This window comes from Acinetobacter sp. Marseille-Q1623 (assembly GCF_902809895.1).
Classification (GTDB): Bacteria; Pseudomonadota; Gammaproteobacteria; order Pseudomonadales; family Moraxellaceae; genus Acinetobacter; species Acinetobacter piscicola_A.
In genome coordinates this window covers 701,309-722,350 of sequence record NZ_CADDWG010000001.1, presented here as the reverse complement: position 1 = coordinate 722,350, position 21,042 = coordinate 701,309, and the positions used below count along the sequence as shown (strand labels likewise).

Here is a 21,042-nt window from a genome sequence, read left to right as displayed (position 1 = left end):
ATGAACCGTCAAGAGATCGATCAATTAGTAAAAAAAATGAACGTAGACACAGCAACAGGTCCTGTTGATGCTCGTGTTCAACAAATTGTTGTACGTTTAGTTTCTGATCTTTTTCAAGCTATTGAAGACCTCGATATTTCACAAACTGAATTGTGGAAAGGTCTTGAATATCTGACTGATGCAGGTCAAGCAAATGAACTTGGTTTACTCGCTGCTGGTTTAGGTCTAGAGCATTATTTGGACTTACGTGCCGATGAAGCTGATGCTAAAGCAGGCATTACAGGCGGTACACCCCGTACCATTGAGGGTCCTTTATACGTTGCAGGAGCACCTGAATCTGTAGGTTTTGCTCGTATGGATGATGGTTCTGAATCTGACAAAATTGATACTTTATTTATCGAAGGTACTGTAACAGATACTGAAGGCCGTGTAATCGAAGGTGCTAAAGTTGAAATTTGGCATGCTAACAGCTTAGGGAACTATTCATTCTTTGATAAATCCCAATCTGACTTTAACTTACGTCGTACGATTTTATCAGACACCAATGGACAATATGTTGCTCAAACAACAATGCCTGTCGGTTATGGCTGCCCACCTGAAGGCACCACTCAAGCATTACTTAACAAGCTTGGTCGTCATGGTAACCGCCCTTCTCATGTTCATTACTTCGTTTCTGCACCGGGTTATCGCAAACTCACCACTCAATTCAATATTGAGGGTGACCAATATCTTTGGGATGACTTTGCATTCGCTACACGTGAAGGTCTTGTTGCAGAGGCTGTTGATGTGACAGATGAAGCTGAAATTGCACGTCGTGGTGTAGATAAAGCATTCAAACACATCACATTCAATGTAGAACTTGTGAAAGATCAAGAAGCTGCACCAACAACTGAAATTGATCGTCGTCGTGCAAGTGCATAATGATGACCTGAATACTGTGAGACTTGCTTAGTTTCACAGTATTTCCCTGTACCATAATTTTTTATGCATAAGTATTTATTCAAAATATTTATGCATAGCAATTTATGAAAATGTAGACAAGGTTATTCACATGATTGATAAAAGTTCAGCTTCTTTGAAAGAAGCACTTTCCCAAATCAAGGATGGTTCAACCATCATGATTGGTGGATTTGGCACAGCAGGACAACCTGCAGAGCTCATCGATGGCTTGATCGAACTCGGTGTGAAAGATCTTGTCATTATCAATAACAATGCAGGCAATGGTGACTATGGTCTAGCTAAACTGCTCAAAGCAGGTGCTGTCCGTAAAATCATTTGCTCTTTCCCTCGTCAGTCTGACTCTTGGGTATTTGATGAGCTTTATCGTGCGGGAAAAATCGAGTTAGAACTTGTACCACAAGGTAATTTGGCTTGCCGTATCCAAGCTGCGGGCATGGGCTTAGGTCCAATCTACACACCTACAGGTTTTGGGACGTTACTTGCTGAAGGCAAACCAACCTTAAACTATGAAGGTAAGGATTTCGTTTTAGAAAACCCAATTAAAGCGGATTTTGCCCTCATCAAAGCACAACAAGGCGACCGTTGGGGTAACCTTGTTTACCGTAAATCTGCACGTAACTTTGGCCCGATCATGGCAATGGCAGCAGATGTGACCATTGCACAAGTGTCTGAAGTTGTTGAGTTGGGTGCTTTAGATCCTGAACATATCATCACACCAGGTATTTTTGTACAACACGTTGTACAAGTAAAACCTGCTCAATCATTGGTTACGGAGAATTAAACATGAGTTATACAAAATTAAGCCGTGATCAAATTGCTGAGCGTGTGGCACAAGACATTCCTGATGGTGCATATGTCAACTTAGGCATTGGTTTACCGACGAAGATTTCCAATTATTTACCCTCTGACAAAGATGTATTTTTACATTCTGAAAATGGTCTTTTGGCTTTTGGTCCACCACCTGCTGAAGAAGATCGTGATCCTGAACTAATTAATGCCGGTAAAGAATTTGTCACCATGCTGACGGGGGGTTGTTTCTTCCATCATGGTGACTCCTTTGCCATGATGCGTGGTGGTCACTTAGACATCGCGGTACTCGGTGCTTTCCAAATTGCTGAAAATGGTGATTTAGCAAACTGGCACACAGGCGCACCTGATGCGATTCCTGCGGTTGGCGGTGCCATGGACTTAGCCGTTGGTGCGAAAAAAGTATTTATCACCACAGATCATGTGACCAAAAAAGGCGAGCCTAAAATTGTGGCTGAACTGACTTATCCTGCCACAGGTTTAAAATGTGTAGACCGTATTTATACTGACCTGTGTGTGATTGACGTCACTGCTGAGGGCATGAAAGTGATTGAAAAAGTGGAAGGTCTTTCATTTGAAGAATTGCAGTCGATGACAGGTGCAAAATTGATTGATGCGACTGCTTAAGGCACTTTAGAAATATACAGAATCCCCCTAAATCCCCCTTTTTCAAAGGGGAACTTTGACCAATAAATATTTATTTTTCATTGGAAAGTCTCCCTCATTTCAGGAGGGATTAAGGGAGGTAAAGGATTTAAAAATGAAAAACGCATATATTATTGATGCCATCCGTACACCTTTCGGTCGCTATGCAGGTGGACTTGCACCTGTACGTACAGATGACTTAGGTGCATTACCAATTAAAGCTTTAATTGAACGTAATCCATCTGTGAACTGGGAAAAAGTCGATGATGTGATTTATGGTTGTGCCAACCAAGCAGGTGAAGACAACCGTAACGTCGGTCGTATGTCTGCACTATTGGCAGGTGTGCCATATCAAGTGCCTGCAACAACAGTCAATCGTTTATGTGGTTCATCGCTAGATGCAGTGGCAATGGCAGCACGTGCGATTAAAGCAGGTGAAGTAGATTTGATTCTTGCAGGTGGTGTCGAAAGTATGTCACGTGCGACATTTGTGATGGGTAAATCTGAATCTGCTTATGGTCGTGCACAAAAGCTTGAAGACACGACGATGGGTTGGCGTTTTATCAATCCAAAACTGAAAGAAATGTATGGTGTTGAAACCATGCCACAGACTGCGGAAAACGTGGCTGAGCAATTCAACATTAGCCGTGCCGATCAGGATCAGTTTGCTTTGACCAGTCAACAACGTACTGCGGCTGCACAGGCAAAAGGTTTCTTCGACAAAGAAATTATTCCTGTGACCATTCCACAGCGCAAAGGTGATGCCATTGTTGTTTCAAAAGATGAACATCCTCGTGCAACCACGATTGAAGCATTAAGCAAGTTAAAACCTGTAGTGAAAGCTGAAGGTACAGTGACTGCCGGCAATGCTTCAGGCATTAACGATGGTGCAGCAGCGCTATTGATTGCTTCTGATGATGCCGTTGCAATGTATGGTTTAACAGCTCGTGCCAAAATCATTGCTGCAACAACTGTTGGTGTTGAGCCACGCATTATGGGCTTTGGTCCTGCACCTGCGATCAAAAAACTATTGTCTCAAACAGGTTTAAGCCTTGAGCAAATGGATGTGATTGAACTAAACGAAGCTTTTGCAGCACAAGCATTGGCTGTGACGCGTGACCTAGGTCTTGCCGATGGTTCAGAGAAAGTCAATCCAAATGGTGGCGCGATTGCTTTGGGTCATCCACTCGGTGCATCGGGTGCACGTTTGGTCATCACCGCGCTGAATCAGCTTGAAGTAACAGGTGGCAAATATGCCCTGTGCTCAATGTGTATCGGTGTGGGTCAAGGCATTGCTTTGATTATTGAAAGAGTTTAAGGAATCCCTCCTAACCTCCCTTTAAAAAAGGGAGGAACTTAAAATAAAGATTTAGGAATTCAAATGCCAATTTTTACATCCAATGATGCCCAAATCAATTACCAAACTTTTGGTGATGCAAGCAACCCTGCGATTATTTTTTCCAATTCATTGGGTACAAAATACACCATGTGGCAATCGCAAATTGATGCATTACAAAATGATTTTTTTGTTATTTGCTATGATACCCGTGGACACGGTGCCTCTTCTGCACCTCAAGGGCCATATCAAATTGAACAACTTGGACAAGATGTGGTAAATTTACTTGACCATTTAAAGGTTGAAAAAGCAAATTTCTGTGGCATTTCAATGGGTGGTTTAACAGGTCAATGGCTGGCTATTTATAAGCCAGAACGTTTTAATCATATTATTGTGTGTAATACCGCAGCAAAAATTGGACAAGAACAAGCATGGAATGAGCGTGCTGCTTTAGTACGCCAACAAGGTCTGCAAACCATTGCTGCAACTGCGGCATCAAGATGGTTTACGGAAAGCTTTATCCAAAGCCAAGCCGCAACTGTACAATCTTTAAGTAACGACTTAGCAGCTGGCAGCGCAGAAGGTTATGCAAGTTGTTGCGAAGCTTTGGCTAAAGCAGATTTACGTGAAGAATTGAAAAATATTACAGTTCCAATACTTGTGATTGCAGGTCAGCAAGACCCTGTAACCACAATTACAGATGGTCAATATATGATTGATCGCATCCCAAATAGCGAATTATTTGAAATTAATGCATCACATATATCAAATATTGAATGTCCAAATGAGTTTACTCAGGCGGTAAAAAACTTTATCTCTCTGTAAAGGATAATAATAAGGTCTTGGTTCTGTCTTTACCCAAGGTGCAATAGCAATATTTCTATATTGCATCTACTTTATGATGAATATCAAATGAGAAACAGGACAAACCTAATCTAAAATTTGAACTCAATGGTCCATATATCGGATTAGATGCACATTTCTAAGATCGAACAGACCCAAAAGAAAACAAAGAGCAGATCATAGGATCTGCTTTTTTATTGAAAATTTATAATATGACGATGTAAGAAAATGCTTACAGTTAGTGGTGCAAATTGCATCTTTTCGGAGAAGCATGAATTTCATATTCTATAAACATAGGGAACAGGACGTTTCCCAGACACAAAACAACAATGAACAGTCTGAGCATCAGGAATGTGAGATTCGACAGGAGTCAGATCTAACTCACTAATATGAAAGAACCCCATCAGGATGATGGGGTTTCTTTTTTATATGTAATTTATTTTAAGGACTTAGGAAGATTTAAAAAATATTTCAATTAAAATACTTTTTAGCATAATTTTATCACCTGTTTCTGTTATTGATGGCTATTTCCCACCCGCCATAAAAAAACACCCCCAACCTTACAGTTGGGGGTGTTTAAATTTAAAAGCTGGCGATGACTTACTCTCACATGGGTAATCCCACACTACCATCAGCGCTAAGAGGTTTCACTTCTGAGTTCGGGAAGGGATCAGGTGGTTCACTCTTGCTATTGTCGCCAGCAAACTGTTTATGGATACTTGCTTTGGTCTTATTTATTCACTTTTCAGTGTATGCCAATGCTTTTTCCAAATGAGTTTAACAGAGATATTTGAGTTGGTATTCTAACTAGCTTTTAAACTAAATCAAGCATTTTGCATTGAATTCATTGAAACATACAACTGTTTGGGTGTTGTATAGTCAAGCCTCACGAGCAATTAGTATTGGTCAGCTTCACATGTCACCATGCTTCCACATCCAACCTATCAACGTCGTAGTCTTCAACGGCTCTTTAGGAGACATAAAGTCTCGGGGAAATCTTATCTTGAGGTAGGCTTCCCGCTTAGATGCTTTCAGCGGTTATCCCTTCCGAACATAGCTACCCGGCGATGCGACTGGCGTCACAACCGGTACACCAGAGGTTCGTCCACTCTGGTCCTCTCGTACTAGGAGCAGATCCTCTCAAATTTCCAGCGCCCACGGTAGATAGGGACCGAACTGTCTCACGACGTTCTAAACCCAGCTCGCGTACCTCTTTAAATGGCGAACAGCCATACCCTTGGGACCTGCTTCAGCCCCAGGATGAGATGAGCCGACATCGAGGTGCCAAACACCGCCGTCGATATGAACTCTTGGGCGGTATCAGCCTGTTATCCCCAGAGTACCTTTTATCCGTTGAGCGATGGCCCTTCCATACAGAACCACCGGATCACTAAGACCTACTTTCGTACCTGCTCGACTTGTGGGTCTCGCAGTTAAGCGCGCTTTTGCCTTTATACTCTACGCGTGATTTCCGACCACGCTGAGCGCACCTTCGTACTCCTCCGTTACTCTTTAGGAGGAGACCGCCCCAGTCAAACTACCCACCAGACATGGTCCTCGCTCCAGATAATGGAGCAGAGTTAGAACCTCAATATTACCAGGGTGGTATTTCAAGATTGGCTCCACCGAAACTAGCGTCTCGGTTTCAAAGCCTCCCACCTATCCTACACAAGTAAGATCAAAGTTCAATGTCAAGCTGCAGTAAAGGTTCACGGGGTCTTTCCGTCTAGCCGCGGGTACACCGCATCTTCACGGCGATTTCGATTTCACTGAGCCTCTGCTGGAGACAGCGCCCCCATCATTATGCCATTCGTGCAGGTCGGAACTTACCCGACAAGGAATTTCGCTACCTTAGGACCGTTATAGTTACGGCCGCCGTTTACTGGGGCTTCGATCAAGAGCTTCGCTTACGCTAACCCCATCAATTAACCTTCCAGCACCGGGCAGGCATCACACCCTATACGTCCACTTTCGTGTTTGCAGAGTGCTATGTTTTTAATAAACAGTTGCAGGGGCCTAGTTTCTGTGGCTGCTCTCAGCTCAGGAAGCAAGTTCCATCACCAAAAGCAGCGTACCTTCTCCCGAAGTTACGGTACCATTTTGCCTAGTTCCTTCAGCAGAGTTCTCTCAAGCGCTTTGGTCTACTCGACCTGACCACCTGTGTCGGTTTCGGGTACGATTCCTGTGTAACTGAAGCTTAGAGACTTTTCTTGGAAGTATGGTATCAGCCACTTTACTGTACAAGTACAGCTTGCTATCAGTTCTCAGCATAGAGTACCCCGGATTTGCCTAAGATACATGCCTACAACCTTTCACCTGGACAACCAACGCCAGGCTGACTTAACCTTCTCCGTCCTCTCATCGCATTACACAGAAGTATTGGAATATTAACCAATTTCCCATCGACTACGCCTCTCGGCCTCGCCTTAGGGGTCGACTCACCCAGCCCCGATTAACGTTGGACTGGAACCCTTGGTCTTTCAGCGAACGGGTTTTTCACCCGTTTTGTCGTTACTCACGTCAGCATTCGCACTTCTGATACCTCCAGCAGACTTCTCAATCCACCTTCATCGGCTTACAGAACGCTCCCCTACCACGTATACATAGTATACATCCGCAGCTTCGGTACTATATTTTAGCCCCGTTACATCTTCCGCGCAGGCCGACTCGACTAGTGAGCTATTACGCTTTCTTTAAAGGGTGGCTGCTTCTAAGCCAACCTCCTAGCTGTCTATGCCTTCCCACATCGTTTCCCACTTAATATAGATTTTGGGACCTTAGCTGGCGGTCTGGATTGTTTTCCTCTTGACTACGGACGTTAGCACCCGCAGTCTGTCTCCCGGATAGTACTCATTGGTATTCGGAGTTTGCATCGGTTTGGTAAGTCGGGATGACCCCCTAGCCGAAACAGTGCTCTACCCCCAATGGTATTCGTCCGAGGCGCTACCTAAATAGCTTTCGGGGAGAACCAGCTATCACCGAGTTTGATTAGCCTTTCACCCCTATCCACAAGTCATCCCCTGGCTTTTCAACGACAGTGGGTTCGGTCCTCCAGTTAGTGTTACCCAACCTTCAACCTGCTCATGGATAGATCACCCGGTTTCGGGTCTATACCCAGCAACTATACGCCCTATTAAGACTCGATTTCTCTACGGCTCCCCTATACGGTTAACCTTGCTACTGAATATAAGTCGCTGACCCATTATACAAAAGGTACGCAGTCACCGAACAAGTCGGCTCCCACTGCTTGTATGCATGCGGTTTCAGGATCTATTTCACTCCCCTCACAGGGGTTCTTTTCGCCTTTCCCTCACGGTACTGGTTCACTATCGGTCAGTCAGGAGTATTTAGCCTTGGAGGATGGTCCCCCCATATTCAGACAAGGTTTCACGTGCCTCGCCCTACTCGTCATCATTATATGTGCCCTTTCGTGTACGGGACTATCACCCTCTACGGTCGCACTTCCCAGAGCGTTCCGCTAAAACACATATAACTTAATGGGCTGATCCCCGTTCGCTCGCCGCTACTGAGGGAATCTCAATTGATTTCTTTTCCTAAGGGTACTGAGATGTTTCACTTCCCCTCGTTCGCCTCGTATGACTATGTATTCATCATACGATACCTACCTTATGGTAAGTGGGTTTCCCCATTCAGAAATCTCCGGATCACAGGATATTTGCCGCCTCCCCGAAGCTTATCGCAGGCTATTACGTCTTTCATCGCCTCTGACTGCCAAGGCATCCACCACATGCACTTAATTACTTGACTATACAACCCCAAACAGTCGTTCATCCCTACAAGTAGGATGAGCAACAGATCAACTAATTACTCAGTCAATCATACAGTTGGCGTCTTGTGCACTTAAGCACTGTACAGCTTCAATCTAAATTCATATACCAAAACGCTTGATTCAGTTTTATCGCTAGTAACTCATTTCTTGTAGTTGCCTACTTGAAACGAGTATGAACAATTTATTTCAACTCAAATATATTCTGTTAATGATTCACTACGTCTTCGTCAGATCGCAGTCAACTGTGATAAATCACAGAGCTTAATAACAATGCAGCGTATTATACGCTTCTTTATCACTAAGCTCTATAAGCTATCATTTTATTTGCTTGTTTATTAGCTAGTTAACATTCTGTAAGAATGTGGTGGAGACTAGGAGAGTCGAACTCCTGACCTCCTGCGTGCAAAGCAGGCGCTCTACCAACTAAGCTAAGTCCCCAGCTTAAGATCTAAAATATCTAATTCCCTGTACTCAATATTTAATTTTTCAATTAAATAATGTGTTCGTCAGAATGGTGGGTCTGACAAGACTTGAACTTGTGACCCCACGCTTATCAAGCGTGTGCTCTAACCAACTGAGCTACAGACCCTCAGATACTTCAATGAAGAACAACTTGTTGTGGATTCTTACCGATCGTCAATCTTTCGTTAAGGAGGTGATCCAGCCGCAGGTTCCCCTACGGCTACCTTGTTACGACTTCACCCCAGTCGTCGGCCACACCGTGGTAAGCGTCCTCCTTGCGGTTAGACTACCTACTTCTGGTGCAACAAACTCCCATGGTGTGACGGGCGGTGTGTACAAGGCCCGGGAACGTATTCACCGCGGCATTCTGATCCGCGATTACTAGCGATTCCGACTTCATGGAGTCGAGTTGCAGACTCCAATCCGGACTACGATCGGCTTTTTGAGATTAGCATCCTATCGCTAGGTAGCAACCCTTTGTACCGACCATTGTAGCACGTGTGTAGCCCTGGTCGTAAGGGCCATGATGACTTGACGTCGTCCCCGCCTTCCTCCAGTTTGTCACTGGCAGTATCCTTAAAGTTCCCACCCGAAGTGCTGGCAAATAAGGAAAAGGGTTGCGCTCGTTGCGGGACTTAACCCAACATCTCACGACACGAGCTGACGACAGCCATGCAGCACCTGTATGTAAGTTCCCGAAGGCACCAATCCATCTCTGGAAAGTTCTTACTATGTCAAGACCAGGTAAGGTTCTTCGCGTTGCATCGAATTAAACCACATGCTCCACCGCTTGTGCGGGCCCCCGTCAATTCATTTGAGTTTTAGTCTTGCGACCGTACTCCCCAGGCGGTCTACTTATCGCGTTAGCTGCGCCACTAAAGCCTCAAAGGCCCCAACGGCTAGTAGACATCGTTTACGGCATGGACTACCAGGGTATCTAATCCTGTTTGCTCCCCATGCTTTCGTACCTCAGCGTCAGTATTAGGCCAGATGGCTGCCTTCGCCATCGGTATTCCTCCAGATCTCTACGCATTTCACCGCTACACCTGGAATTCTACCATCCTCTCCCATACTCTAGCTTCCCAGTATCGAATGCAATTCCTAAGTTAAGCTCAGGGATTTCACATCCGACTTAAAAAGCCGCCTACGTACGCTTTACGCCCAGTAAATCCGATTAACGCTCGCACCCTCTGTATTACCGCGGCTGCTGGCACAGAGTTAGCCGGTGCTTATTCTGCGAGTAACGTCCACTATCTTTAGGTATTAACCAAAGTAGCCTCCTCCTCGCTTAAAGTGCTTTACAACCATAAGGCCTTCTTCACACACGCGGCATGGCTGGATCAGGGTTCCCCCCATTGTCCAATATTCCCCACTGCTGCCTCCCGTAGGAGTCTGGGCCGTGTCTCAGTCCCAGTGTGGCGGATCATCCTCTCAGACCCGCTACAGATCGTCGCCTTGGTAGGCCTTTACCCCACCAACTAGCTAATCCGACTTAGGCTCATCTATTAGCGCAAGGTCCGAAGATCCCCTGCTTTCCCCCGTAGGGCGTATGCGGTATTAGCGTCCCTTTCGAAACGTTGTCCCCCACTAATAGGCAGATTCCTAAGTATTACTCACCCGTCCGCCGCTAGGTCCAGTAGCAAGCTACCTTTCCCCGCTCGACTTGCATGTGTTAAGCCTGCCGCCAGCGTTCAATCTGAGCCATGATCAAACTCTTCAGTTTAAAATCAATAGTGCTTTATTCTAAACACCAAATCTGGCTCATCAATTTTCTGACATTAATTTCTCAAATAAACTTCGAGTAATTTCTACCATCAATCAATGAAAATAATTTTGATCAATCAATCAGCAAAAATCCACACAAGTTGTTCTTCATATTCTCTTAATGATCTTCTTAATGCTTCGTCAGCATCAAGCTAGGTCGGCTATATTACTCTCTATCTCTAGAAAGTCAACATGTAATGAAAATTATTTTTAAACTTTCTTTCTAAAACCCAACTTAATCAATTCAATCAAATCATTGTTTTATCAGAAGTTTTAATCCTCATCACCGCCGATGGATGTGCATTCTACAGCATTTCAGATACGACGCAACCCCTTTTTTTAAAGTTTTTTAATTTTATGCATCAAGTGATCTTTTTTTAGTCATTTTGAGTAAATTTACTGCATTTTAGACTTAAAAGACGATTTTATTCTTCTAAAATTAGGTTTATTAAGTTTAGTAATATGAACCAACAGAGTTGGCGTGTAAGAAAGCAGGAATTAATCCTGTTAAAGCTGCACGAATATCTGCACGTTCATTAATAAGTTGATGTGAACCTTCTTCTAACATGAGCAAAGTCTGTAATCTAAATTTATGACGAATAAATTCGATATTATAACGCCAGTCTACTGTTTGATCTTGCGCACCTTGAGCAAGCCAAACTGGAATACGACACGCAGGACGATTTTCCATTTCCTGCATCCATTTAGACATCGCTAAGATCCAATCCATTCCCATCATACGTGGCTGTAAGGGATCTTTTAAACGTACAAATCTTAAAAATTCAGGATTGTGGTTGTTACGTCTAAAGTGTCGAGGCACTTCGCGTTTAATTCTACGAATAATGCCTAGCCCGACTGAGTTATGCCACCATGCCGATTTTGCTGGGCGAATAAGCGGTGATAATAATAAAACACGCTCAATAATTGGGTTTTCACGGCGCTGTGCATAGTCAAGTAAATGATGCATTAAAATTGCTGCACCTGTACTTTGCCCAATACCGACCCACGGTTTAGCAAGTTGATCTGCATTTTTAACGTATTGATATACCGCCTGTAATACCTGTTGATAATGGTCAAAATTTTCAATATTGGCAGGTGAACCATTACTTAAACCATGCCCAGGTAAATCATAGGTTAGTACGCTAAAGCCCTGCTCTAAAATTTCTTGAATAATCGGCTGATAAATACCACTATGTTCAAGATAACCATGCAATAAAAACACTGTGCCTTTTATTTTTTCAACATTCGGTTGAAAAACCTGCACATGTAATTTAAATAATGGCATTTCAATAAAACCTTGCCAATGCTGCCCTTGTAATTGATCTAAACCATATAAACGGCGATAAGCTTGGATTTCTCTTGAAGGCTGATAAGGTTTATTTAAATTTAATGCTTCTAAAAGTTGTGGTGTTTGCTCTCGATTTGGAACAGGTAAATCGAGCTGTTTTAGAATGGTTGGATTTAAAAATGGGATGTCTGGCATTATGGCACCTCACGACAACCGCTTGAACCAAATAAAACATCTCGAATTGTTGCTAATGTTTCATAATTGGCACGGCGGCTGTGATTATAATTTTGTTGGCTAGGTTGCCAGTCGGTCAATGGCGTTGGCATAGGTGCTTCAATAGGAATGGTTTCAATACCATTTAAAGCAAATAATCGACGTGTTCTTGGCATATGATAACGATCAGTAATCAATAATACGGTGGGTGCACCACCTTTCTTTTGTAAAAGTAATGAGCTAAAGCGGGTATTTTCACAGGTGTTCATACTTCTATTTTCAAGTAGATTAGCATCTACACCACGTTCTTTAAGCCACGCTTGCATATAAGGTGCTTCTACACCACTAAGTACAATCGGTAATTTAACTTTTTTTTCTAAAGCCACAGTCGTTTCTAATCTTAAACGGGTATAGGCATTGACGATAATATCTTTTTGATTTTTATCTAGCGTTAATCCGCCACCTAAAACAACGATGGCATAAGGTTGATTGGTCACCTTGCTTTTAACAGTATTTTGATTTTGTAAACTTTCAATATCTGCTTCAACGGCAGAACTTGCCAATTCACTTTTCACATGTTCTTCTTTGACATGATGCATTTTCAAAAAATTTAAGTATTGATCCATCAATACTTTATTATTTTCATTGTTTAAATCCAGTAAAGCTTTCACTGTTGTACTTTCATCGTGCTGCACATCAGAAGCAGCTTGTTCTATAAGTAAAGGAATAACGGGTTTATCTTCATTTTCCTGTTTTTCTTTTTGTTTTTCGATAATTTTTTCTTGCAAGGCTTTATATCTAAGCTGCAAAGTGCTTAGACCTTGTGCATCTTGACTATTAATTTCCTGTTCCATCAATTTTAAATAGGCTTGTCGAGCTATCCAAAGTTGTGAACCTGGTTCTAAATTTTCCGACTCAGACAATGCAGCATTTTGTTGGCTTTGTGCTGCCAACTGATTAACCTCTACAGGCACAAAAGTATTAAGTAATTTCACCATCATATTGGAATAGAACGGCGTATACCAAAAAACCATTAGAGCAGCCAAAAAGACGAATAGGATTGCAATCCATCGTACTGTTTTGACCATCCAATGCTGTTTTTTCATTTTTTTATTTACCTAAATGAGACTGAATTAAACCTAATGTATTAAACAATACAGGTTCTGGCTCAAGTAACACATTAAATTTATTGTAAACATCCTGCTGTACTGCACGATATGTCGCTTGTATATCCTGCAAAGTTGCATCAGCATAGTTGACCAAAACAAGTGCTTGTTTCTCAAACATTCCTACTTGATTCAGTTTTTTACCTTTCCAACCTGTTTGATCAATTAACCAACCCGCAGCAATTTTAACCTGTTCATTTGCTTGAGGATAATGTGGAATATTAGGGAATTCTACAATTAATTGCGATAATTGATCTTTTGAAATAATCGGATTTTTAAAAAAACTACCTACATTTGGAAATTCTTGAGGATCGGGCAATTTACTTTGACGAATATGAATCACCTGTTTTTGTAAATTTTCCGCAGAAAGATCATCCTGCATTGCCGTTTTCAAATCGCCATAATTGATTTTTAAATCTGCTTGTTTTAACAGTTTAAAAATGACGCCTACAATGACATAACGGTTTGGCTCATCCTTAAAAATACTGTGACGGTAAGAAAAATCGCAATCCTCAGCATCGATCAATTTAAACTGTTGCTGCTGACGATCATAGACCTCTACAGATTCAATAAACTCACCTGCCTCAACCCCATAAGCACCAATATTTTGTACAGGTGCCGCCCCCACAAGCCCTGGAATTAAGGCAAGGTTTTGTAAACCATATAACTTTTGCGTGGTCGTCCACAATACAAAATCATGCCACACCTGTCCCGCACCGACTTTTAAAGTCTGTGTATGATCATCTTCGGATAAAAACTCAATGCCTTGAATCTCCATATGCATGACAAGTGCATGAATATTTTGTGGCAGCAACATGTTGCTACCACCCGATAAAATCAATACATTTAAATGTTGTGTTTGTGCATAAGCAAGCGCTTCAGTCAATACTTGTTTGGATTGAACTTTCACATAATGTGACGCTACTGCATCTAAACGTAATGTATTAAATTCTTTTAGAGAAACGTTTTTTTGAATATTCATACAAAACCTTAGTGTTACGCTTGACGTTTAAAATGTTCGACCCATGCTTGGCTACTTGATTCACACTGATCAAGCACGCGCTCAAAACCCTCTGCACCCCCATAATAAGGATCGGGTAATGCTTGTTGAAGGTAGTTCGGATCATGTTCGCTCATAAGTGCAACTGCAGCACGAACTTGATGTCCTTGAAGATTTTGCTCAGCTTCATGTTTTAAATTTAAGATATTTTTTAAGTTTTCTAAATCCATTGCTAAAATCAAATCAAACTCATAAAAATCATTTTGTTGCAACTGACGCGCGCGTAATGCGGATAAATCATATCCGCGTGCTTTCGCATGTTTTTGGCTACGTTCATCAGGTGCTTTATTGGGGTGATAATTACTTGTTCCTGCTGAATCAACTTGAATATTGAGTTGATGCTCATCACAATAATGTCGCAACACAACCTCAGCAGTTGGAGAACGACAAATATTTCCTAAACACACACATAACACCTTGTATGGCGTTTTGGATGACATAACAACCTCAATTGATCATTTATTTTTTCAGGGCTTATGTTAAGTTATTTAACGAATGAATCCCATAGTACGACAAAACAATAATGTTTATTTTATGATGATAGATTAAGGATAATACATATGCATCATTTTCAATTTCAAACTGTTGCCAATATCATGTCAGGTTTAGGCTCAATTCAAGAATTACACAACATTTTAAAAATAAGAAATTATAAAAAACTCTTACTCGTCACGGATGCTGGGATGATTCAACATCATTTGCATCGTCCAATTTTAGAGATCCTTGAACAATTAAGCTTAGATTATGTGATTTATTCAGAGGTACAAGCCGACCCTGCTGAAGATATTATTTTAGATGCGGTCAGTTATGCAAAGCTTGAACAGGTGGATGTCGTCATCGGGTTTGGGGGTGGCAGCTCAATGGATGTCGCAAAAGTCATTGCGATTTTAGCAGACCCAGAACAACAACAAAGTATTCAAGACTTATATGGTGTAAATAACGCACAGGCGCCTCGCTTACCCTTAATTTTAGTGCCAACAACTGCGGGTACAGGTTCCGAAGTCACACCTATTTCCATTGTGACGACTGGAGAAACCACCAAAACAGGTATTGTGGCACCTATTTTATATGCAGATATTGCAATTTTGGATGCCAATTTCACAATCGGTTTACCTGCACATATTACTGCGGCAACGGGTATTGATGCCATGGTACATGCGATTGAAGCCTATACCTCTAAAATTAAAAAGAATTTTTATGCAGATATGCTCGCTAAACAAGCCTTGAAGCTGTTAAATAAAAATTTACCCTTGGTGCTCAAAGATGGCTCAAACTCAGAAGCGCGACAAAATATGTTATTGGGTTCCATGCTTGCAGGTCAGGCATTTGCCAATGCGCCTGTGGGCGCTGTACATGCTTTGGCTTATCCACTTGGCGGACATTTTCATTTATCCCATGGACATACCAATGCCTTAGTTTTATTAGAAGTTTTAAAGTTTAATGCTCCACATGCCAAGCAACTCTATGCTGAATTAATGCAATATCTAGACCCTTATAGCAAAGGTAGTACAGATGGTTTATGCGATTTATTTATTGATCATATGCAACGTCATTTAGACAGCAGTGGTTTAACCTTAAAGCTCAATCAACTCCATGTTCCTGAAAATATGTTAGAGCAGTTAGCTGAAGATGCCATGTTACAAACACGTTTATTACAAAACAATCCAAGAGAAATGACTAAATCACACGCTTTAAAAATTTACCAAGAAATTTATTAAGTGAATATTTATTAGTAACGTACCAAATTATTATTAATTAAATTAGATGAAAAATATGAAACCAGAAGTTAAAACTCGCACTCAATATTGTTTTTTATTCCCGATTCAAACCCGATGGGCTGATAATGACATTTATGGGCATGTCAACAATGTCACTTACTATAGTTATTTTGATACCGCAGCCAATGCTCTCTTGATTCAAAAAACAGGTTTTGATATTCACCAGTCCCCCATTATTGGTTTAGTTGTCAATTCAGCTTGCGACTTTTTACAAGAACTCACCTATCCAGAAGTCATTGAAGTCGGTGTAGCAATCTCTAAAATAGGTACTTCTTCATTGACTTATGATTTAGCCATTTTTAAACAAGGGCAAAATGAAGCCTCTGCACAAGGTCACTTTGTACATGTATTCGTTGAGCGTGAAACGAAAAAAAGCACCCCGATTCCACATCAAATGCGAGATGCTTTACAGGATTATTTAATGAAATAACCTAAACTTTCAATTGAATATTTTGCAACTCACCATCAAAAGCTTGCAATAAGCTTTTGATCACAGGCTCAGCATGTAACATCTCTGTTGCTCGATCATAGGCACGTGCCTTACGTTCATTTTGCATATGAAATGGTGTGGTACTTTCGACCTCACCATATTGCACATTAAACACAGTACTCGACCATTGTTGTTTAAGTGATGACTCTAGCGCATGTTGAGTTTGATTTAATAAATTTTCATATTGCTTGGAAATTTGAAACGTAGAATGACCATTAATCATTCCAATCATCAAACCATGTTGTGCCAACTCCTGCACTGCAGGTGACAAATCACTGTTTCTAAACCAGTATTCCCATTTATTGACATCCCATTCACCTTCGAGTTGCTGTGGCGCAAGCTGTAAAATGTCTTGTGGCGTTTGCTGTGAATGATGTTGATGTGGTTCGATTTCGGCGGTAACTGGATTCTGCGGCTGAGTTTTGGTGATGGATTCAGTCCCAACATCAACCACCTCATGCAACTGTGCTACAGGTTTTGCTTCATCCATTTCTGAGGCAAGGAAGAAAACTTCTTCAGTTGCGGCAGTATTTGTTGTTGCAACATTTTCAGAAAAATCCGTGCCAAATGAAGTTAAAGCGAGTTCATCTGTATCCTGTAAACCTTGAGTTTCATTGAGCACTTCAATATTTTCAGAGCGTTGTACTAACGATGTTTCAGATTCAATGCCAATACTTAAGTCCTGAGCCTGCTCAATGTTTGCAGATTCTGCAATAGCTGCTAAATCTTGCGTATTTGGCATTTCAGTTGTCGATGTTAGTTCAACAGGCTCAAGCTGTTCAGCGACAGGCGCAATACTTTCAGGTGAATGCTCAATATGTGAAAGTGTAGTCGCTGTCTGAATTTGATGATCATCAACATGTTCAACAAAATAATTTTGTTCAGCGTTATGCTGTTCTTGAATATCAGGTTTTGTTTCAAATTCAGGGTTTTGCTCAATGATGGGATGAGATTCAATAGCTTGTTCCACAACTAAAGACGACTGAACAGTTCTTGGCTCTGAAACCACAATTTCATTGGCTTGCAATGGACGGAATGCCAATAAACGCAAGACCGTCATTTCAAAGCCTTGTTCCTGCGTCACCGCCAATTGCAGATCTGCACGTCCCTTACAGGCAATCTGATAATACAACTGGATGTCCTGTGCAGAAACCAATTGCGATAATGTCATGATTTTTTTATTGATTTCAGCACTATATTTCAGGCTTAAATCGGGTAGATATTGCAACATTGCCAATTCATGTAATGTTGAAATAAATTGATCTAAAACCAAAGAGACATCCAAAGCTTGCTGTCTAAATTGCAATAAAAGCTGACTAACATGCTCACGCTGATTTTGATGAATCGCCAAAATCAAATCATAGATAATAGTTCGATCAATCAGCCCCAGCATTTCTTTGACATCTTGATGATGAATCGCACCTTGACCATAGGCAATCGCTTGATCGGTCAAAGACAATGCATCACGTAAGGAACCCTGTGCCGATTCAGCAATTTGCCAAATGGCATCTTGTTCAGACTGAATACTTTCTTTGGCTAAAATATCCGTTAAATGATGAGTAATTTCATCGACAGCCAAAGGGCGCAAGGTGAATTGCAAACAACGCGAAATCACCGTAATCGGAAGTTTTTGTGGATCTGTTGTGGCAAATAAAAATTTGACATGTGCAGGCGGTTCTTCCAATGTTTTCAATAAAGCATTAAAAGAATGCGTAGACAACATATGCACTTCATCGATCAGATAAACCTTGAACCGCCCTTGTGTCGGTGCATAAGGAACGTTATCCAATAATTCACGAGTATCTTCAACTTTGGTACGTGACGCCGCATCAATTTCAATTAGGTCAATAAAACGACCTTCATTGACTGCTTTACAGGTTGCACAGACTTCACACGGCGTAGACGTTACGCCCGTTTCGCAGTTTAGACATTTGGCTAAAATACGAGCGATGGTGGTTTTCCCCACACCTCGCGTTCCCGTAAACAAGTAAGCATGATGTAAACGACCACGATCCAATGCACTGGTTAATGCACGTGAAACGTGATTTTGTCCAACCAATTCATTAAAATTTCGCGGGCGATATTTACGTGCAAGTACCTGATACATGAAAGCTCCTCATTACAGCGTTAAGGATACTGTTTTTTTGCTCATTAGTGAATGAAGAATGTCTTTGAAGATGGTAATCGCTGAAATATCTAACAATCTTATGATCCGTAAAATATAAAATCAAAGGATGTTAAAACCACCCTTTACTGCCTTTCAGTTCAGCATCAGCACAACGCAAAGCTTCTTGAGTCAGCCCCCACAAGCGATAATCCCCTGTGATTGAAGCAATTTGAAAATTATGTGTATAGGCAAAACTGAGCCCTCGCTGTGGGTCACACCAAGCACCCGAGCCATTATATCCCATATGTCCGAAGCCTTTTTTCGCACGTTTCCCCATGGTAATGACACGGTGATACCCCAAACGCCACTTCATTGGAATTGGCATAACACGATCACGTTTGATCGATTGAATCCTGCTTAATTCTTTAAAAATTTCAGGTTTAATCAAGGTTTGATCATTCCAAACACCTTGATTGGCTAACATTGCATAGATTTTCGCTAGACTTTCAGCAGTAAAAACACCATTTGCAGCAGGAATAATGGCTTGTAAGCCTTCATCACTAAAAAAGCTAAAATCACGCATACCTTTGGGCACCATTGCATCTAAAAAGTCTTGTGGATTTTGTCCACTCAGCTCAATCAGTTTGTCTGAAAATGATGTTTTATGTTTCTTCTTATGATGCTTAGGCTTGCTACTTTGCTCTGCCACGTGTGCTTTTACTTGTGGAATTAATCGTGCAACTCGTGCCAATTCCCCACTCGGCACACCAAAATAAGCGCCATCAAGTGCTAAAGGATCGACTAAATACTTTTGCATTAACCATCTTAAAGGTTGTCCTGTAGCTTTTTCCAACACACCACCCACGAGCCAACCAAAAGTAAGTGCTTGATAGGCAATATCTTCACCTACAGCAAAACGCGGAGTCGCTTGCTCCATCACCTTTAACATATGTTGCCAATCGGCCATCTCTTTTGCTTGTTCAATCAAATTACGAATATCGAACAAACCACTTTGGTGACTGAGAATATGACGTAACGTGATCTGTTGTTTACCATTTTGACCAAATTCAGACCAATATTGCGCCACTGGCGTATCATAGTCTAAGAAACCTTCACTCACTAAAATATGTGCTAATGTGGCTAACACACCTTTTCCTGTTGAATAACAAACCGATAATGTTTGATTGTTCCAGTTTTCCGTTTCTGATTTTTTACCCGTAAAAATATCTACAACTTTTTGACCTTGAAAATACACCACTAATGCAGCGCCACCAAATTGAGTACGACCATCTTGTAAACGACTAAATTGTTCTGCTAAATCTATAAATCTTTCATCAACATCGCCTTGATAGTTTTTCTTATCGGCAAATATAATTTCCTTAATTGCATTCATACTCAAACCCTTATTTTTATTCCACTCAAAAAAAAGCCTAAATCATCTCGACTTAGGCTTTCTATCTTATTTGATTTTATTGTGCTTTGACTACACCTGTAACGTGTGGTTTATGCGATTTTTCATTTCGAATCAGAAAATCAGTTGCTGATTCTTGAGTCGCTGTCAAAAACTCAACCTTTGAAGGTAAGAACATTGGTAGTTTAAAGTACACATCGGCTTCATAAGTTTCTGGTAAAGTTAAGCTTGCCAAAGCACGTGCTTTACTCCACATGCCATGTGCAATCGCCTGTTTAAAACCAAAGGCTTTCGCTGTCAACGCATGAATATGAATCAAGTTAAAGTCACCCGAAGTTTTTGCATAACGGCGACCTGTATTTTCTGAAACATCCCATACCGCTTGTACTTGATAATTAGGCGCTTTACTTTCTTTGGCTTTTTCTACAGCAGCCCCATCGGTTTTTTGGCGTGATAAATAGGTGGTTAATCCTTCCATCACCACTTCATTACCCACTTTTGCAGTGGTAATAAAATCAAATTGTAGACCCTTATCATGCGGTTGTACTTCACCAAATTGACATGACAACGTGATCTTTTCATTCACACCAATTTTACGTGTCTGTTTAATCTGGTTACGGATATGTACCAAACCTAAAATTGCAAATGGAAATGCTTCTGTTGTCATCATATGCATTTGCAAACTTTGTGACAATACAGCCAAATAAATCGCTGGAATATAACCATTATTTTTAAAGCCACAAACTTCGTTATATGCTCTTAAATGTTGTTGGTCGACTTGTAAAGAATCCACCACATATTCAACTTGTGGTAGCACTTTTTCACCTTTCGGCTTTTTAATGATTAAACCTTGTACAACTTTTGCATAAGCAACATAAGGTTTTGGCAGTTGACTAAAATGGCGAGTATTCATACTAGACCT

General features: G+C 41.3%; 14 protein-coding genes, 2 tRNA genes and 3 rRNA genes. 7 read left to right on the top strand and 12 right to left on the bottom strand.

All coding sequences use genetic code 11. From position 1 onward, the window contains the following. The 5 genes from catA (at position 1) to pcaD (ending at position 4,573) form a co-directional block, all read left to right on the top strand. Positions 1 to 921 (top strand): catechol 1,2-dioxygenase, encoded by a 921-nt coding sequence (catA, locus tag HUV91_RS03335; protein ID WP_174492521.1) that lies wholly within the window; start codon positions 1 to 3, stop codon positions 919 to 921. 130 nt (positions 922 to 1,051) lie between these two features. Then, a complete protein-coding gene (locus HUV91_RS03330; RefSeq protein ID WP_174492520.1) occupies positions 1,052 to 1,741 on the top strand; it encodes a 3-oxoacid CoA-transferase subunit A in 690 nt (229 codons plus the stop codon). Between the two features lie 2 nt (positions 1,742 to 1,743). Beyond that, positions 1,744 to 2,394, top strand: a complete 651-nt coding sequence (locus tag HUV91_RS03325; RefSeq protein WP_174492519.1) for a 3-oxoacid CoA-transferase subunit B — start codon at positions 1,744 to 1,746, stop codon at positions 2,392 to 2,394. 133 nt (positions 2,395 to 2,527) lie between these two features. Continuing rightward, a complete protein-coding gene (pcaF, locus tag HUV91_RS03320) occupies positions 2,528 to 3,730 on the top strand; it encodes a 3-oxoadipyl-CoA thiolase (RefSeq protein ID WP_174492518.1) in 1,203 nt (400 codons plus the stop codon). A 63-nt stretch (positions 3,731 to 3,793) separates the two neighbouring features. Continuing rightward, positions 3,794 to 4,573 (top strand): 3-oxoadipate enol-lactonase, encoded by a 780-nt coding sequence (gene pcaD / locus HUV91_RS03315; RefSeq protein ID WP_174492517.1) that lies wholly within the window; start codon positions 3,794 to 3,796, stop codon positions 4,571 to 4,573. Positions 4,574 to 5,178: 605 nt separating this feature from the next. On the opposite strand, the gene rrf is transcribed toward pcaD, so the two are convergent. From rrf to HUV91_RS03270, 9 genes are all read right to left on the bottom strand, one after another. Continuing rightward, positions 5,179 to 5,293: ribosomal RNA gene (rrf, locus tag HUV91_RS03310) — 5S ribosomal RNA — on the bottom strand. Positions 5,294 to 5,466: 173 nt separating this feature from the next. Beyond that, a 23S ribosomal RNA gene (locus HUV91_RS03305) occupies positions 5,467 to 8,359 on the bottom strand. Positions 8,360 to 8,743: 384 nt separating this feature from the next. After that, positions 8,744 to 8,819 (bottom strand) — tRNA-Ala (locus HUV91_RS03300). A gap of 74 nt (positions 8,820 to 8,893) precedes the next feature. Then, positions 8,894 to 8,970: transfer RNA gene (locus tag HUV91_RS03295), tRNA-Ile, on the bottom strand. A gap of 59 nt (positions 8,971 to 9,029) precedes the next feature. Next, positions 9,030 to 10,566, bottom strand: a 16S ribosomal RNA gene (locus HUV91_RS03290). The 16S, 23S and 5S rRNA genes sit together here with 2 tRNA genes alongside, the layout of an rRNA operon. Before the next feature lie 495 nt (positions 10,567 to 11,061). Further along, on the bottom strand, positions 11,062 to 12,090 hold the full coding sequence (locus HUV91_RS03285; RefSeq protein ID WP_174492516.1) for an alpha/beta hydrolase: 1,029 nt from the start codon (positions 12,088 to 12,090) through the stop codon (positions 11,062 to 11,064). Beyond that, on the bottom strand, positions 12,090 to 13,214 hold the full coding sequence (locus HUV91_RS03280) for a YdcF family protein (RefSeq protein WP_174492515.1): 1,125 nt from the start codon (positions 13,212 to 13,214) through the stop codon (positions 12,090 to 12,092). The genes HUV91_RS03285 and HUV91_RS03280 overlap by 1 nt, the downstream gene beginning before the upstream one ends. 4 nt (positions 13,215 to 13,218) lie before the next feature. After that, positions 13,219 to 14,256 (bottom strand): UDP-N-acetylmuramate dehydrogenase, encoded by a 1,038-nt coding sequence (gene murB, locus HUV91_RS03275; protein ID WP_174492514.1) that lies wholly within the window; start codon positions 14,254 to 14,256, stop codon positions 13,219 to 13,221. Positions 14,257 to 14,270: 14 nt separating this feature from the next. Then, positions 14,271 to 14,774: a low molecular weight protein-tyrosine-phosphatase gene (locus HUV91_RS03270; protein WP_130075448.1), complete on the bottom strand. Its 504-nt coding sequence runs from the start codon at positions 14,772 to 14,774 to the stop codon at positions 14,271 to 14,273. Between the two features lie 120 nt (positions 14,775 to 14,894). Here HUV91_RS03270 and HUV91_RS03265 point away from each other — a divergent pair, with 120 nt between their 5' ends. Both HUV91_RS03265 and HUV91_RS03260 read left to right on the top strand, forming a co-directional pair. Continuing rightward, positions 14,895 to 16,052: an iron-containing alcohol dehydrogenase gene (locus HUV91_RS03265; protein WP_174492513.1), complete on the top strand. Its 1,158-nt coding sequence runs from the start codon at positions 14,895 to 14,897 to the stop codon at positions 16,050 to 16,052. Between the two features lie 55 nt (positions 16,053 to 16,107). Further along, entirely contained in the window at positions 16,108 to 16,542 is a 435-nt protein-coding gene (locus HUV91_RS03260) for an acyl-CoA thioesterase (RefSeq protein ID WP_174492512.1), read from the top strand. A 1-nt stretch (position 16,543) separates the two neighbouring features. Here HUV91_RS03260 and dnaX read toward each other — a convergent pair whose 3' ends face one another. The 3 genes from dnaX to HUV91_RS03245 all read right to left on the bottom strand — a co-directional run bounded on the left by dnaX (position 16,544) and on the right by HUV91_RS03245 (position 21,033). Beyond that, on the bottom strand, positions 16,544 to 18,709 hold the full coding sequence (dnaX, locus tag HUV91_RS03255) for a DNA polymerase III subunit gamma/tau (protein WP_174492511.1): 2,166 nt from the start codon (positions 18,707 to 18,709) through the stop codon (positions 16,544 to 16,546). Positions 18,710 to 18,839: 130 nt separating this feature from the next. Beyond that, on the bottom strand, positions 18,840 to 20,102 hold the full coding sequence (locus HUV91_RS03250) for a serine hydrolase domain-containing protein (protein ID WP_174492510.1): 1,263 nt from the start codon (positions 20,100 to 20,102) through the stop codon (positions 18,840 to 18,842). A gap of 76 nt (positions 20,103 to 20,178) precedes the next feature. After that, on the bottom strand, positions 20,179 to 21,033 hold the full coding sequence (locus HUV91_RS03245; protein ID WP_174492509.1) for a MaoC family dehydratase: 855 nt from the start codon (positions 21,031 to 21,033) through the stop codon (positions 20,179 to 20,181). Between the last annotated feature and the right edge of the window lie 9 nt (positions 21,034 to 21,042).

Excerpts from the sequence above, each read along its gene's own strand:
- catA (WP_174492521.1), top strand. The coding sequence starts at position 1 with ATGAACCGTCAAGAGATCGATCAATTAGTAAAAAAAATGAACGTAGAC.
- HUV91_RS03330 (WP_174492520.1), top strand. The coding sequence starts at position 1,052 with ATGATTGATAAAAGTTCAGCTTCTTTGAAAGAAGCACTTTCCCAAATC.
- HUV91_RS03325 (WP_174492519.1), top strand. The coding sequence starts at position 1,744 with ATGAGTTATACAAAATTAAGCCGTGATCAAATTGCTGAGCGTGTGGCA.
- pcaF (WP_174492518.1), top strand. The coding sequence starts at position 2,528 with ATGAAAAACGCATATATTATTGATGCCATCCGTACACCTTTCGGTCGC.
- pcaD (WP_174492517.1), top strand. The coding sequence starts at position 3,794 with ATGCCAATTTTTACATCCAATGATGCCCAAATCAATTACCAAACTTTT.
- HUV91_RS03285 (WP_174492516.1), bottom strand. The coding sequence starts at position 12,090 with ATGCCAGACATCCCATTTTTAAATCCAACCATTCTAAAACAGCTCGAT.
- HUV91_RS03280 (WP_174492515.1), bottom strand. The coding sequence starts at position 13,214 with ATGAAAAAACAGCATTGGATGGTCAAAACAGTACGATGGATTGCAATC.
- murB (WP_174492514.1), bottom strand. The coding sequence starts at position 14,256 with ATGAATATTCAAAAAAACGTTTCTCTAAAAGAATTTAATACATTACGT.
- HUV91_RS03270 (WP_130075448.1), bottom strand. The coding sequence starts at position 14,774 with ATGTCATCCAAAACGCCATACAAGGTGTTATGTGTGTGTTTAGGAAAT.
- HUV91_RS03265 (WP_174492513.1), top strand. The coding sequence starts at position 14,895 with ATGCATCATTTTCAATTTCAAACTGTTGCCAATATCATGTCAGGTTTA.
- HUV91_RS03260 (WP_174492512.1), top strand. The coding sequence starts at position 16,108 with ATGAAACCAGAAGTTAAAACTCGCACTCAATATTGTTTTTTATTCCCG.
- dnaX (WP_174492511.1), bottom strand. The coding sequence starts at position 18,709 with ATGTATCAGGTACTTGCACGTAAATATCGCCCGCGAAATTTTAATGAA.
- HUV91_RS03250 (WP_174492510.1), bottom strand. The coding sequence starts at position 20,102 with ATGAATGCAATTAAGGAAATTATATTTGCCGATAAGAAAAACTATCAA.
- HUV91_RS03245 (WP_174492509.1), bottom strand. The coding sequence starts at position 21,033 with ATGAATACTCGCCATTTTAGTCAACTGCCAAAACCTTATGTTGCTTAT.